This window comes from Mesorhizobium ciceri WSM4083 (genome assembly GCF_000519305.1).
Lineage (GTDB): Bacteria > Pseudomonadota > Alphaproteobacteria > Rhizobiales > Rhizobiaceae > Mesorhizobium > Mesorhizobium ciceri_B.
Genome location: NZ_JAFG01000006.1, coordinates 545086 through 557660 on the forward strand (window position 1 = coordinate 545086; position 12575 = coordinate 557660).

At 64.2% G+C, this 12575-nt stretch carries 14 protein-coding genes; 4 read left to right on the forward strand and 10 right to left on the reverse strand.

Annotated features, from left to right (window positions below; genetic code table 11):
* Positions 1–64 precede the first annotated feature (64 nt).
* Positions 65–775, forward strand: coding sequence for a DUF805 domain-containing protein (locus tag MESCI2_RS0116105; RefSeq protein WP_027037488.1), 711 nt, complete (start codon positions 65–67; stop codon positions 773–775).
* Positions 776–838: 63 nt separating this feature from the next.
* Positions 839–1501 carry a DUF805 domain-containing protein gene (locus MESCI2_RS0116110; RefSeq protein ID WP_023814442.1) on the forward strand — a complete coding sequence of 221 codons (663 nt, stop codon included), beginning with the start codon at positions 839–841 and terminating at the stop codon, positions 1499–1501.
* Here MESCI2_RS0116110 and MESCI2_RS0116115 read toward each other — a convergent pair.
* From MESCI2_RS0116115 to leuD, 6 genes are all read right to left on the reverse strand, one after another.
* Positions 1498–1974 (reverse strand): GNAT family N-acetyltransferase, encoded by a 477-nt coding sequence (locus tag MESCI2_RS0116115; RefSeq protein ID WP_027037489.1) that lies wholly within the window; start codon positions 1972–1974, stop codon positions 1498–1500. The genes MESCI2_RS0116110 and MESCI2_RS0116115 overlap by 4 nt on opposite strands.
* A gap of 4 nt (positions 1975–1978) precedes the next feature.
* The gene (leuB, locus tag MESCI2_RS0116120) at positions 1979–3082 is read right to left on the reverse strand and encodes a 3-isopropylmalate dehydrogenase (RefSeq protein WP_023814440.1); all 1104 of its coding nucleotides are present in this window, start codon (positions 3080–3082) and stop codon (positions 1979–1981) included.
* Positions 3083–3383: 301 nt separating this feature from the next.
* Positions 3384–3734 carry a VOC family protein gene (locus MESCI2_RS0116125; RefSeq protein WP_027037490.1) on the reverse strand — a complete coding sequence of 117 codons (351 nt, stop codon included), beginning with the start codon at positions 3732–3734 and terminating at the stop codon, positions 3384–3386.
* A gap of 10 nt (positions 3735–3744) precedes the next feature.
* The gene (locus tag MESCI2_RS0116130) at positions 3745–4128 is read right to left on the reverse strand and encodes a RidA family protein (protein ID WP_027037491.1); all 384 of its coding nucleotides are present in this window, start codon (positions 4126–4128) and stop codon (positions 3745–3747) included.
* A 332-nt stretch (positions 4129–4460) separates the two neighbouring features.
* Complete coding sequence (locus MESCI2_RS0116135) at positions 4461–5390, reverse strand: hypothetical protein (RefSeq protein WP_027037492.1); 930 nt, start codon at positions 5388–5390, stop codon at positions 4461–4463.
* Between the two features lie 62 nt (positions 5391–5452).
* Positions 5453–6058 carry a 3-isopropylmalate dehydratase small subunit gene (gene leuD / locus MESCI2_RS0116140; protein ID WP_023810900.1) on the reverse strand — a complete coding sequence of 202 codons (606 nt, stop codon included), beginning with the start codon at positions 6056–6058 and terminating at the stop codon, positions 5453–5455.
* A 127-nt stretch (positions 6059–6185) separates the two neighbouring features.
* Here leuD and MESCI2_RS0116145 point away from each other — a divergent pair, with 127 nt between their 5' ends.
* Together MESCI2_RS0116145 and MESCI2_RS0116150 are read left to right on the forward strand one after the other, a co-directional pair.
* The gene (locus MESCI2_RS0116145) at positions 6186–6611 is read left to right on the forward strand and encodes a GNAT family N-acetyltransferase (protein WP_023810899.1); all 426 of its coding nucleotides are present in this window, start codon (positions 6186–6188) and stop codon (positions 6609–6611) included.
* 64 nt (positions 6612–6675) lie between these two features.
* Positions 6676–7407 carry a DUF72 domain-containing protein gene (locus MESCI2_RS0116150; RefSeq protein WP_032900834.1) on the forward strand — a complete coding sequence of 244 codons (732 nt, stop codon included), beginning with the start codon at positions 6676–6678 and terminating at the stop codon, positions 7405–7407.
* A 13-nt stretch (positions 7408–7420) separates the two neighbouring features.
* Here the strand turns inward: MESCI2_RS0116150 and MESCI2_RS0116155 are convergent, their stop codons facing one another.
* From MESCI2_RS0116155 to MESCI2_RS0116170, 4 genes are read right to left on the reverse strand one after another with little or no spacing between them, the layout of a single operon-like run.
* The gene (locus MESCI2_RS0116155) at positions 7421–8587 is read right to left on the reverse strand and encodes an NAD(P)/FAD-dependent oxidoreductase (protein ID WP_027037494.1); all 1167 of its coding nucleotides are present in this window, start codon (positions 8585–8587) and stop codon (positions 7421–7423) included.
* Between the two features lie 29 nt (positions 8588–8616).
* The gene (locus tag MESCI2_RS0116160) at positions 8617–10218 is read right to left on the reverse strand and encodes an ATP-binding protein (protein WP_027037495.1); all 1602 of its coding nucleotides are present in this window, start codon (positions 10216–10218) and stop codon (positions 8617–8619) included.
* The gene (locus tag MESCI2_RS0116165; protein ID WP_027037496.1) at positions 10209–10901 is read right to left on the reverse strand and encodes a response regulator transcription factor; all 693 of its coding nucleotides are present in this window, start codon (positions 10899–10901) and stop codon (positions 10209–10211) included. Before MESCI2_RS0116165 ends, MESCI2_RS0116160 begins: the two co-directional genes overlap by 10 nt.
* 3 nt (positions 10902–10904) lie before the next feature.
* Complete coding sequence (locus MESCI2_RS0116170; protein ID WP_027037497.1) at positions 10905–12440, reverse strand: DUF4153 domain-containing protein; 1536 nt, start codon at positions 12438–12440, stop codon at positions 10905–10907.
* Positions 12441–12575 lie beyond the last annotated feature (135 nt).

Genomic DNA, 12575 nt, shown 5'->3' on the forward strand with positions numbered 1-12575 from the left:
GTCTTGCCCATCGGTTCGGCCATGTGCCACACCTTGGCAGGGACGTGGCAAGCGGGGGTGGCAAATGCGCGGCGAAGTGCTTCACTATGACGAGGTCCAGGGCTTCGGCTTCATCACCGGAGCCGACGGCAACCAATACACCTTCACCCGAGAAAACCTGCGCCGGGAAACCGCTATGCGGAAGGGCGCGGCCGTCGAGTTTCAGGCGGGCGGCGGCCAGGCTCACGACGTCTTTTCGATCGGCGCCCAGACCGCTACTTCGGCCACTGACGCCGGCACGAACCCCGCACCGGCTCAAGCCGGCAGCAAGGCCGCGGCAACCCCGCCCCCGGCACAGCATTTCGGCCGCTCCTCCGAGCCGGCCGAACCCAGCGATCTCTGGGGCTATTTCTGGCGCGGCGTGACGCAGAACTACTTCAATTTCGCCGGCCGCGCCCGCCGCAAGGAATATTGGGGCTACTGCCTGTTCTGGACGGTTTGCCTGCTGATCATCGGCGGCATCGGCCTGTACACCGATATGGATATGGGCGGTTTCGACAGTGATATTTCGGGCGCGATAACGGTCGGGCTGTGCGGCACGTTCCTGCTGGCGACACTGCTCCCTAGCCTCGGCATGATCGTGCGCCGGCTCCACGACATCGGCCTGTCAGGCTGGCTCAGCCTGCTGATCCTGATCCCGACCATCGGCAGCCTGATCATCCTGGTCTTCGCGCTGATCCCGACGCAGGCCCGGGAAAACCAGTGGGGGCCGGTGCCGGCGGGTGTCAGGATTTAGCCGCCACGTGTATTGCAATCACAAACAACCCTGGGTAGTATTTGCGCAACGCGGGGGAGAAACATGCGTGGCACGATATTCCACTACGATCAGGATCAGGACTACGGCTACATCGACGGAATCGACAGCAAGCGTTATATCTTTGCCCGTGACGATGTGAGCCATGAAGTGACCCTCGCCAGGGGCACCCTTGTCGAGTTTCAACCGGATGACGGTACGGCGCACGATATAGTCGCCGTCACCCCGACAGCGCCATCGCCAAGCACGGGCCAGCCACGCCGTTCGGCCGAGAGCAGGCCCGCCTATTCCATGGGTCTGTGGGCTTACTTCTGGCGCGCGATAATTGCGGACTATAGCAATTTCAAAGGTCGCGCCCGCCGCAAGGAATTCTGGGCCTTCTGGCTATTCTACACCCTCGGGATATTGGCGCTTCTAGGCTTCGGAATACTCGTTGACCTAGCGTTCAATGGCTTCAAAACCAATGCGGACAGGACGACGATGAGGGCCATAGGGCTCATACCCTTCCTGGTTTTCTTTTCGGGATTGATCCTGCCGTCGATTGCCCTCGTCGTGCGGCGTGTGCATGACGCGGGTCTGAGCGGCTGGTTTGCACTGCTGGGCTTCATCACTCCCATTGGCAGCATTGCCTTGCTGGTCTTCGGACTTCTGCCGTCCCAGGTGGGCGAAAATCCTTGGGGACCAGTGCCGGCAGGCGTCAGGATCTAGCCGCTTTTCAACGCCTCACCCGAAAGCCTGAGAAAGACCTTCTGGCCGTGGCGCTCGACGCCAAGCCGGTCGTAGAATCGCAGCGCGCCTTCGTTCCAGTCCTCGGTGGTCAGGTCGATGCGGCCGATGCCTTCGCGCAGGCAATGATCGGCGAGAAAGCCGATCAGCGCCCGGCCGACACCAGCGTTGCGGGCTCTGTCGCGCACGAACAGGTCCTTGAGGAACAGCAGCCGCTGGAGATCAATGCCGGGATGCGCGATCGCCACCGACGCCAGGCCGCTGACCTCGCGATCGACGAAGGCAAGCGCGAAATGCGGATAGGCCGGGCTTTCCTCGCCAAGCCATTTGCGTGCGGCAGACAGGGCCCGGTCGGCATCGAGAGGTGGCTGCCGGTAGTGAACAGCCATCTCGCACAATATGGCCGCGAGTGCCCCGGCGTCCTCGATCGTCGCCCAGCGGACGTCGACCGTCACGGTATCAGCCCAGGAATTTGGCGATGATCGCGTCGCCCATCTCGACCGTACCGACCTCGGTCATGCCATCGGACATGATGTCTTTCGTCCGCAGGCCCGCGTCGAGCACAGCGGCGATCGCGCTTTCGACGCGGTCGGCTTCCTCGACCATGCCGAAGGAATAGCGCAGGCACATGGCGAAGGACGCGATCATGGCGATCGGGTTGGCGATGCCCTTGCCGGCGATGTCGGGGGCCGAGCCGTGCACCGGCTCGTACAGCGCCTTGCGCTTCTTGGTCTTCACGTCAGGCGCGCCGAGCGAGGCCGACGGCAGCATGCCGATCGAGCCGGTCAGCATGGCGGCGATGTCGGACAGCATGTCGCCGAACAGATTGTCGGTGACGATGACGTCGAACTGCTTTGGCCAGCGCACCAGCTGCATGCCGCCGGCATCGGCCAGCATGTGGTCGAGCTTGACGTCGGAATAGCGCGCCTTGTGGGTCTGGGTGACGACCTCGTTCCACAGCACGCCCGACTTCATCACATTGCGCTTTTCCATCGAAGTGACGTGGTTCTTGCGCGTGCGTGCCAGTTCGAAGGCGACGCCCGAAATGCGCTCGATCTCGAACGTGTCGTAGACCTGCGTGTCGATGCCGCGCTTCTGGCCGTTGCCGAGATCGATGATCTGCTTCGGCTCGCCGAAATAGACGCCGCCGGTCAGCTCGCGCACGATGAGGATGTCTAGACCCTCGACCACCTCCTGCTTGAGCGAGGAGGACGCCGCCAGCGCCGGATAGCAGATGGCCGGGCGCAGATTGGCGAACAGCTCCATGTCCTTGCGCAGGCGCAGCAGGCCGGCCTCAGGGCGCACCTCGTAGGGCACCGCGTCCCATTTCGGACCGCCGACGGCGCCGAACAGCACTGCGTCGGCCGCCATCGCCTTTTCCATGTCGGCATCGGAGATCGCCGCGCCATGCGCGTCATAGGCGCAGCCGCCGACCAGCCCCTCATCGGTGGCAAAACCGCTGCCCAGCTTGTCGTTCATGACCGCGATCAGTTTCTTGACCTCGGCCATGGCCTCGGGACCGATGCCGTCACCGGGGAGCAGGAAAAGATGCTTCGTTGCCATGGAGAAACCGTCCTGGAAAGATTTGAACCGGCGCTTTGCTAAACGCCAAGCGCCCGTCGCGCAAGGAGGAACGCAGAGATCGGGGACAACCTCGTTCGTTTGTGATCCTTGGCGCCCCCTCTTGCCTGCCGGCCATCTCCCCTCAAGGGGGGAGATTGGATATCACCTCGGCTTTCGCCAATTTCCTATGCCGAAAGCGAGGCGGTGTGGTGAAGCGCTAATCTCCCCCCTTGAGGGGGAGATGTCCGGCAGGACAGAGGGGGGGCTGTCCCGCCGGCGTCGGAAGAGCTCTCTGGCCTGCCTACCGATGCGAGAGAATGTTGACCAGCCGGCCGAACGGATCGCGGACATAGAAGCGGCACACGCCCCAGGGCTCGTCGGCCGGTCCGTATTCGATGGCGAAGCCCGCCGCTTTCATGGCATCGAGCGCCGCATCGACATCATCGACCTCGATCGAAAGATCCGGCACCGGCGTTTCGGAGCCGCCTTGCGCCATGAAACTGACCTGGACATCCATCTTTGCTTGCGAGCCATAGGTGGCGATCCAGCCAAGGTCCATCAGCACATCGAGGCCGAGGACATCCTGGTAGAAATGCTTCGCCGCGGCGACATTCGATGTCTCGATATTGGCAACGATGCGCTGGACTTTCATCGTCGGCCTTTCATGCCGTGCGCCGCAGCGCGGTGACTTCGATCTCGATCTTCATTTCCGGTCTGTTGAGCTGGCAGACGATCATCGTCGCTGCCGGCCTGATGTCGCCGAACGTCTCGCCGAGGATCGGGAAGACCACGTCCACGAAGGCCTGGTCGGTGATGTAGTAATGCGCCCGCACTACGTCAGCCATCTCAAAGCCGCCTTCCTGAAGCGCCTTGCCGATCGTCGCCAGGCAATTGCGCGTCTGCGCCTCCACCGTCTCCGGCATCGTCATCGTCGCATAGTCGTAGCCGGTGGTGCCGGACACGAAGCACCAGTCGCCCTGCACCACGGCGCGCGAATAGCCGGCGGTCTTTTCGAAGGGCGAACCGGTGGAGATGAGTGTGCGCATGGAGGTTCTCGCAGGATTGTGGTGGCCATTTTGCAGGGAAAGGGCAGGGCAGGCCATGGGCCAACATGGATGGATTGGCGGTGCAAACCGTCGATGCCGGCGGGACAGCACCCCCCTCTGGCCTGCCGGCCATCTCCCCCGCAAGGAGGGAGATCGGATGTCACGAATGGTTTCGCCAACGACCAACGTTGCAGAGATGGGCGGAGCGCTGAAGCTGCCGATTTCCCCTTGCGGGGAGATGCCCGGCAGGGGCAGAGGGGGGTGTGAAGGATTGCGGCGGGCAATTCCTTTCCGCAACACGACGACGGTGCGGCTGCCGTCGCGCAAAATACTTAGTTCGCCGACCCCTGCGCCTTGTCCAGCGCCGCCTTCACATCCGCCGGCCATGTCGCCACATCAGGCCACGCCTGCGGCTGGCCATTGTCGCCGCGGCGCGCAAAATAGAGCTTGTGCTGGGCCGGGTCGACCGCCATGAAACCGTCATTGCCGCCGCAGTCATGCGGCACGCAGCCGCTGGCGTAGAAGGCGCCCGAAGCGGTCTTTTCCGTGCCGCCGCCGACCAGCAGGCTGGTCGCCATGTCGGGCATGTCCTTGCCGAGCAGCTTTTCAGCTTCCTTGTAGACGGCCTCGTTGTGGAAGGCGTCGATGATGTTCTGGTACTTTTCCGGGTCGATGTCTTTCCAGTCCGTGCCGGGTTCCGGCATGTAGCTCAGATTGCCGGAAATCGTCAGCCCATCGGTCGGCGACCATTGCAAAGCCGGCTTCTGATCTCCCGGCAACAGATAGGGCACGAAATAGATGGCGTTGTCGGACACCGCCGAGGGCGGCGCGCCGCACTGGTCCTGCTCGACCGTGGTGCTCTGGATCGTGCCGCCATCCGGTTTCCAGACGATCACCGTCGCCGGCCCGCATTGGTTCCCGCCGTCGCCGACATCGAACAGCGCCACCTTGACGCCGCCGACCTCGACTATCCTGTCGAAGAAGACGTCATAATTGCTGGCCAGCTGCTGGCCGTCATAGGCAAGCACCTTCTCGCCATACTGTTCCTTCTGGGTGATGGTCAGCGTGCCGCCTTCGAAAGGGACGGGCGCCTGCTTGTCGTCATCGGCAGCGTCGGCGGCGTTCGTCCCCTGATCGGCGGACGGCTGGTCCGTCGCGGGGGCCGGCTGGGTGGCGGGCGCCTGTGTCTGCGCAAGCGCGCTCACGGCCTGCCCCAGCAATAAGGCCAGCCCGCAAACGCCGGCAAGAAGCGAACGTGTCATGACTGTCCCTCCGTTCAGCCGCCACGAACCCGGCCTGTGGCGGCCGGGTCAGATCCTGCGACTCAGGCCCAGGGGCGCTGTTCGGCGTTACGCTTCTCGAACGACGCGATGGCGCCGGCCTTCTCCATGGTCAGGCCGATGTCGTCGAGGCCGTTGAGCAGGCAGTGCCGCTTGAAATCGTCGAGGTCGAAGGTGACGACACCGCCGTCGGGCCCACGGATTTCCTTGGCTTCGAGGTCGACCGACACCGTGGCATTGGAGCCGCGCGAGGCGTCGTCCATCAGCTTCTCGAGATCCTCGGGGCTGACGGTGATCGGCAGGATGCCGTTCTTGAAGCAGTTGTTGTAGAAAATGTCGGCGAACGAGGTCGAGATGACGCAGCGAATGCCGAAGTCGAGCAGCGCCCATGGTGCGTGCTCGCGGCTGGAACCGCAGCCGAAATTGTCGCCGGCGACCAGGATCTGCGCCTTGCGGTAGGCCGGCTTGTTGAGCACGAAATCCGGATTTTCCGAACCGTCGTCCTTGTAGCGCATTTCGGCGAACAGGCCGGTGCCGAGCCCGGTGCGCTTGATCGTCTTCAGATAATCCTTCGGAATGATCATGTCGGTGTCGACATTGACGATCGGCATCGGAGCGGCGACGCCGGTGAGCTTGGTGAACTTTTCCATGGCTTTTGCCCGTATCTCGTTGCGGGGGAATTTGCTGAGGCCCGGTTTACACAAAGCCGGCGGCAAATAAAAGGCAACTGTTCGTGCACGGTGGCACAAGCCAGCCCGATGGTGCAGTCTGGCGGACATGGCAGAAAACGCACACGTCCTCTATAACAGCGAAGCCGCGCTCGACATCGCCGAATTCCGTCGCGTGCTGGTCGAATCCGGCCTCGGCGAGACACGGCCGGTCGATGATGAAGCACGGCTGCGGGCGATGCTGTCGGGCGCCAACCTGGTGCTGACCGCGCGCCTCGACGTCGAGGGCAAGCCGCTGATCGGCGTGATCAGGGCGATCACCGACTTTTCCTGGGTCTGCTACATCTCCGAACTCGCCGTTTCCCGATCGGCGCAGGGGCTCGGCATAGGCAAGGGCCTGATGGACGAGGCGCGGCGGCAGCTTGGACCATCGGTCGCCATCAGCCTGATCTCCATGCCCGATGCGGTAGGCTTCTACGAACGTATCGGCATGAAGCGCATGGCGGATGCCTTCTGGTTCGACCGCAAGGGCTGAGGCTAGCCCACGTGCCGATGACGCAGTGTCTTGATCTGCGTTCCGCTTGATCCACATCGCGAGGATGGAAAAGCAGAGATGCTTCGTTGGCACGGCCGGTTGGGGAATTCCGACCCGATACAGGGATGATTTCCCACAACCCGGCTCGCATCTCGAACGTTACGCCCAGCGCCTGCCGATCGTCGAGATCGACACCTCCTTCTACAAGCCGCATCGCCGCGAGACCTATGAGCGCTGGGCAGGTTCCGTCCCTGAGCATTTCCGCTTTGCCGTCAAGACACCGAAGGCGATGACGCACGACCTTCGTCTCGCCGACTGCGAGATGGTCGCCGAGGCCTTTCTCCAGCAGGTCGGAGGTCTCGGCGAAAAACTGAGCGTGCTTTTGGTGCAGCTTCCGCCGAGCCTGCCGTTGGAGCCGGACGTCGCCGGCGCGTTCTTCGACATGCTGAGGTTGCGAACCCAGGCAGGGCTGGTCTGCGAGCCGCGCCACCCAAGTTGGTTCGATGCGAAGGCCGATGCGCTTCTGGCCTCTCGCCAGGTTGCGCGTGTCGCCGCCGACCCGGCTCCAGTCCCTGCAGCGGCGGTTCCGGGCGGCTGGCCCGGCCTCGCCTATTTCCGCTGGCATGGCGCGCCGCGCGTCTACTATTCGGACTACGATGCTGAAACGCTCGACCGGATCGCTCGGCAGGCGAATGCGGCGGCCGCTTCGGGCGCGGAGGCCTGGTGCATTTTCGACAACACGGCGGCAGGGCACGGACTCGGCAATGCTCTCGAGGTTGATGCGATGATCATCTAGAACGCGGGCCAGCTCAAATCACATTCAATTCCCGAAACGCCCTTCCCTCCGCCACCCGCTCATACCCAAACGCCGAGCAATCCACCGTGCGGTAGCCGCCATGCACGATCAGCTCGGCCAGCGCCTTGCCCACCGCCGGCGCCTGCTGCAGGCCGTGGCCGGAGAATCCGTTGGCGAAGATGAAATTGCCGACTTCGGGATGCGGACCGATCACCGCGTTCTGGTCGAGCGTGTTGTAGTCATAGTGGCCGGCCCAGGCGCGGGTCGGCTTGATTGCCTCGAAGGCGGGAATGCGGGTCGCCAGCACCGGCCAGATCACCTCTTCGAACAGCGGCCAGTTTACTTCGAAGTCGCCGGGATCGGGTGCGCAGTCGCCTTCCTCCGGTTCGGCGCCGCCGGTGAGATAGACCGAGCCTTCCGGACGGACATAGATGCCGGAGGGATCGACCAGCAGCGGCATATCGGCATATTTCTCGCGCGCCTCAAAGACGAAGACATTGCGCTTGCGCGGCTCGACCGGCAGCTCAAGCCCGGCCATGGCAGCCACCTTGCCGGCGTTTGGGCCGGCGGCGTTGACGACGATGCCAGCCTCCAGCGTCTCGCCATTGCCGAGGCTCACTCCGGTGACCCGGTTGCCATCGCGCGCGATGCCGGTGACATCGGCGGCGATGAAATCGACTTTCTTCTGCCGCAGCGCCTTGCGGAACAGCGTCAGCATCGCATGCGCGTCGAACCAGCCTTCGCCGGTGCGGCCATAGGCGCCGGCTGAAATGCCCTCGGTCGACAGCCACGGGAACCGGCGCGTAAGCTGGTCGGCATCCTCGAGCACGATGTCGGCGCCCTCCGCGATCTGCGCCTCGTGATTGCTCTTGAGGATCGGCAAGCCGTCCTCGCCGGCAAGGATGAGGTAGCCGCCCTCGCGAAAGCCGATATCGGCGTCATCTCCGAACTCTTCCTTCAGCCGCCGGAACAGTTTCAGCGTGAACTGCGATAGGCGGATGTTTTCCGGGATCGAGAATTGCTGGCGGATAGAGGCCATGGACAGCGTCGTTGCCGCATGCGCAAATTGCGGATCACGCTCGACCAGCGCGATCGTGCCGGAAAACCCTTGCTCACGCAGGTAATAGGCGACCGAGGAGCCGACGATGGCTCCACCGATGATGACGATGTCGTAGCGCATGTTCTCTCCGATCCGACCGATGGTGTCCTTCACGCCACCGGCAGAATGATCTCGAAGCGCGTGCCGCGTTCGCTGTCAACCAGCGCGATCATACCATCATGCGCTTTCAGGAGGGCCAGCACGATGCCAAGGCCCATGCCGGTGCCGCCCTGTTCGCGCCGCGTGGTGAAAAACGGCTCGAAAATGCGCGCCCGGTTGCTCGGCGAAATGCCGACGCCATCGTCGCTGACCAGGAGGCTCGCCTTGCCGTCGGCGCTCGTAGCAGAGACAGAAACCTGTGTCGCGCCGTGCCTGGCCGAATTGTCGATGAGATTGGCCAGCACGATAGCCGCGTTCTCGGCCGATATGCGCAATCTGATGTCGCCGCCGGCTCCGATGCTAACCGCCAGCCTGTTGTCTACGGGAAGCAGCGCCAGCGCCGCACCGATCGATGTGCTTTCGCCGCTCGGCGCCAGGTTTTCGGCGCGCGCCAGGTCGAGCAGACGGCGAACCAGCAGATTGAGCCGCCCAGCGTCGGTGACGATATTGTCGGAAAAGCGCCGCCGCTCCGTATCGTCCATCGCGCTACCGGAATCGCGCAGCAATTCGGCCGCGCCCTGGATCGCTGTCAGTGGCGATTTGAGCTCATGCGAGACATGGGTGGCGAACGTCTGGATGCTGTCGGAACGCGCCTGCAGTTTTTCGGCCATGTCGAGGAAGGCGGCGGAAAGCTCCGCCATCTCTCGCGTGCCGTGATGGTCGAGCGGCCTGATCGCCGCGCGGTCGCCGGCGGCGATGCGCTCGGTGCGGTCGATCAGCGCATAGATCGGCCGGCTGACGGTGCGCAGGAAGATGAGGCCGATGAGCAGCGTGCCGCCGAGAATGGCAATCGCCGCCAACGTCACCTTGCCGCGTTCGCCATAGAGATGCTTGATGATGTTGTTGGGCGTCCGCGACACATAGACAACGCCGGCGACCTTGCCGTCGACGGCCACCGGCAAAGCGGCGAAGACACGCACCTTGGTGCCGCGGCTGACCGAATAAAGCGGCGGCGCCGGCTGGTCGCGGATGCGCAGCCTGAGCGCGCTGGCATAGTGGCCGGCAAGTGCTGTGCGCACCTCTTCGACCTCGCTGAGCGACTGGCCGACCTCGCCGCGTCCGGCAATGACGACGCCCCGGGGGTCGAGCAGCCGGAAGCCGGCCAGCGTGGTTTTCTGGGTGGCGTCGAGAATACCGGACAGACGGGTGCCGATCGCGGCAAAGGCAGGATCGGCGGTGGCAGCGATCGCCGCCGGCCGGGTCGGCAGCACATAATCTGAGGCAAGATCGAGTTGCGGCTCGATTGGCCTGTAGAGCGGGTCCGGATTGCCGCTTCGGCTCGAATCCCCGGCTGGCCCCGGCATCGGCGCGCCGAGCTTTTCCGGCGGGGTGCCGGCGTCACGCACATCCTGCGCATAGATGGCGGCGATGGCCGCGCCTTGCGCGATCAGCTCCGCCTCGGTCTGGCGGATGAGCTGGTTTTCGTAGAGCCGGAAGAAGAACAGGCCGACCAGCGGCAAGGCCATCACCATGATCAGGATGGCGACGACGACCGTGGCAAGCCGTGGCCGCCATTTGCGGCCGATCCATTTGCTGGACGTCGTCAGCCGCATCGGCCAAGCCGGAAGCCGACGCCATGCACGGTCTCGATGACATCCAGGCAACCCACTGCCGCCAGCTTGGCGCGGATGTTGCGGATATGGCTGTCGACGGTGCGGCCGGCGACGTGGATGTTGCCGGCATAGGCGCTGGCCATCACCGCGTCGCGGTCGAGCACATGCGCCGGCCGCGCCAGGAACCCCTTCAGGATCGAAAACTCTATCCCTGTCAGGGCAAGCGGCCTACCGTCGAAGCTGGCGGCATGGCTGGCCGGCGCCAGAGCCAGCTTGCCATGCGAAAACTGCCTTTCGTCGGCTGGTTCGGGCGGCACCGGGCGGGCGCGCCGCAGGATGACATTGACGCGGGCGACCAGCTCGCGCGGGCTGAATGGTTTCGTCACATAGTCGTCGCCGCCCATTTCGAGGCCGAGGATGCGGTCGATCTCCTCGTCGCGCGCGGACAGGAACAGCACCGGCACATCGGATGTGTGCCGCAGCCGCCGGCAGACCTCCAGCCCGTCCATTTCCGGCATGCCTATATCGAGCACGACAAGATCCGGCGCCCGGCGGCCGATCGCCTGCAAGGCGGCGGCACCGTCGGCCACCCCTGTCGTTTTCATGCCGGCCTTTTCCAGCGCGAAGCAGATCACCTCGCGGATGTGCGGGTCATCGTCGGCGACGAGGATGTGATGCGGCATGGATCAGCGGTCCGGCACAGGTTCTGGGACGTCAGGAACCACGAACGGCCCCTTGCTGTCGAGATATCGCAGCAGCCGCCAGTCGCGAAAGCTCCAGGCCCGCCAGTTCCGCTGGATAGTTCGATACCAGATTTCGTCGCTGCCGCGCACGCCAGCCAGTTCGCGGACAGTGCCGGCGGCCGGCGTCTTGCCCTGCTGCTCGAGGAAGCGATCGAGTGCGGGAAACGCGCCCGGACCGAGCGAGTGAAGATACCAGGCGTCTAGGGGAATGCCCTGGCCGGTCACTTCGAGGGAATGGTCGACATTGTAGTTGGCGATCGTCGCTGCAAAATTGATGAAGCAGCCGGCATAAAGCGTCAGGGATAACGTCAGAAGATTGGCGGAGAGCAGCCATTCGTTGGATTTTCTGAGCGCGATGCGGGCAATGATCAGGGCCAGGCCTGCTGCCACCAGCCCCATCCAGGCAAAGGCGGCGACGCGCCAGTAGGTCAATGCATAGATGCCGATATAGAGGTCGAGCCGCAGGATCGACGAGACGACCAGCATGATGTTCTGCGCCACCCAGGCATAGACCAGCCGGCGGATGAGCGGATCGGCCGATGTCTCGCTGCCTGGCCGCAGCGCTGCCAGCACGAAGCCGGCGGCAAGCAGCGCCGTGACGATCAAGGGATAGGCGCCACGATGCGCGTAGGCCGCGTAGCTCAGCCCGTCGGGAAGGGCCGCCCCGCCCCACAGATAGGTGGCGTCGAGCGCCGTCTGCAGCGCAAACAGGATGTTGAAGACGATCAGGGCGCGCAGGATGGCGGCCTTGCCGAACAGGATGTCTTCGATGGTGGTGACGGTTTTGTCGGCTTGAGCGCCGACCGCCGGCGCCGCGCGCGGGATGCGGCGAACCAGGCGCGGCAGGCGCGGCCGCAGAAAAGTCCAGACAGCGGCGGGCACGAACAGCCAGAAGGCAATCCGCACCAGCTGGATAAGATCGAGCAGCCTCACGAGGTCGATCAGCGACAGCCAGTAGTCGATGACCGGATTGGCCACACCGAACAGCGCCAGGAAGACCGCTCCCAGCGTCAGCGGCATCACCCAGACAGCGATCGCCGCGAGGCGAACACGCCGTCGGCCGAACCGCCGCGCCGTCCTGCGCCAGCGGATGAAATCATTGGCGAAGCGGAACGGCGCCGCCAGCCCGAACAGCGCGATCTGGCCGGCAATACGGGCGATGCTGTGCCGCAACCGCCCGCTCAGCGAGAGCGCGAAGACGCTCAGCGCCGCCAGCGCGATCGAGACCGACAGGGTGCTGACGTTTTCAGCCAGCGGCAGCAGCGCGACAAGCAAGGCGATGGGCTTGAGCCAGACCCTGCCGTCGCTGAAAGCCGCCGGGTGCACGGCCACGACCGCCGCGGCAATCAGCAGGGCGAACAGGAAAACCGTGATGCCGGCGGGCTGGCCATAGAACAGGAAATCCGCAAGTGCTGCCAGCAGCACGGCGACACCGAAGCGGCTGCAATAACTCGGCGCGGCGGAGAACAACGCTGTCATGACCTGGCTTTCCTGACCCGCCGAACCGTTGGCGGGCTTCTGTGTACAAAGGGAATGAGGGTTGCGACAGGACACGCGCGCGGCGGATCGGCCAGCCACCAGCCTTCGCTGCGCAGTCGGAAGGGCAGGAAGGGT

Bases quoted from the DNA above. Each gene is read 5' to 3' on its own strand.
- MESCI2_RS0116105 (WP_027037488.1), top strand. From the start codon at position 65: ATGCGCGGCGAAGTGCTTCACTATGACGAGGTCCAGGGCTTCGGCTTC.
- MESCI2_RS0116110 (WP_023814442.1), top strand. From the start codon at position 839: ATGCGTGGCACGATATTCCACTACGATCAGGATCAGGACTACGGCTAC.
- leuB (WP_023814440.1), bottom strand. From the start codon at position 3,082: ATGGCAACGAAGCATCTTTTCCTGCTCCCCGGTGACGGCATCGGTCCC.
- MESCI2_RS0116125 (WP_027037490.1), bottom strand. From the start codon at position 3,734: ATGAAAGTCCAGCGCATCGTTGCCAATATCGAGACATCGAATGTCGCC.
- MESCI2_RS0116130 (WP_027037491.1), bottom strand. From the start codon at position 4,128: ATGCGCACACTCATCTCCACCGGTTCGCCCTTCGAAAAGACCGCCGGC.
- MESCI2_RS0116135 (WP_027037492.1), bottom strand. From the start codon at position 5,390: ATGACACGTTCGCTTCTTGCCGGCGTTTGCGGGCTGGCCTTATTGCTG.
- leuD (WP_023810900.1), bottom strand. From the start codon at position 6,058: ATGGAAAAGTTCACCAAGCTCACCGGCGTCGCCGCTCCGATGCCGATC.
- MESCI2_RS0116145 (WP_023810899.1), top strand. From the start codon at position 6,186: ATGGCAGAAAACGCACACGTCCTCTATAACAGCGAAGCCGCGCTCGAC.
- MESCI2_RS0116150 (WP_032900834.1), top strand. From the start codon at position 6,676: ATGGAAAAGCAGAGATGCTTCGTTGGCACGGCCGGTTGGGGAATTCCG.
- MESCI2_RS0116155 (WP_027037494.1), bottom strand. From the start codon at position 8,587: ATGCGCTACGACATCGTCATCATCGGTGGAGCCATCGTCGGCTCCTCG.
- MESCI2_RS0116160 (WP_027037495.1), bottom strand. From the start codon at position 10,218: ATGCGGCTGACGACGTCCAGCAAATGGATCGGCCGCAAATGGCGGCCA.
- MESCI2_RS0116165 (WP_027037496.1), bottom strand. From the start codon at position 10,901: ATGCCGCATCACATCCTCGTCGCCGACGATGACCCGCACATCCGCGAG.
- MESCI2_RS0116170 (WP_027037497.1), bottom strand. From the start codon at position 12,440: ATGACAGCGTTGTTCTCCGCCGCGCCGAGTTATTGCAGCCGCTTCGGT.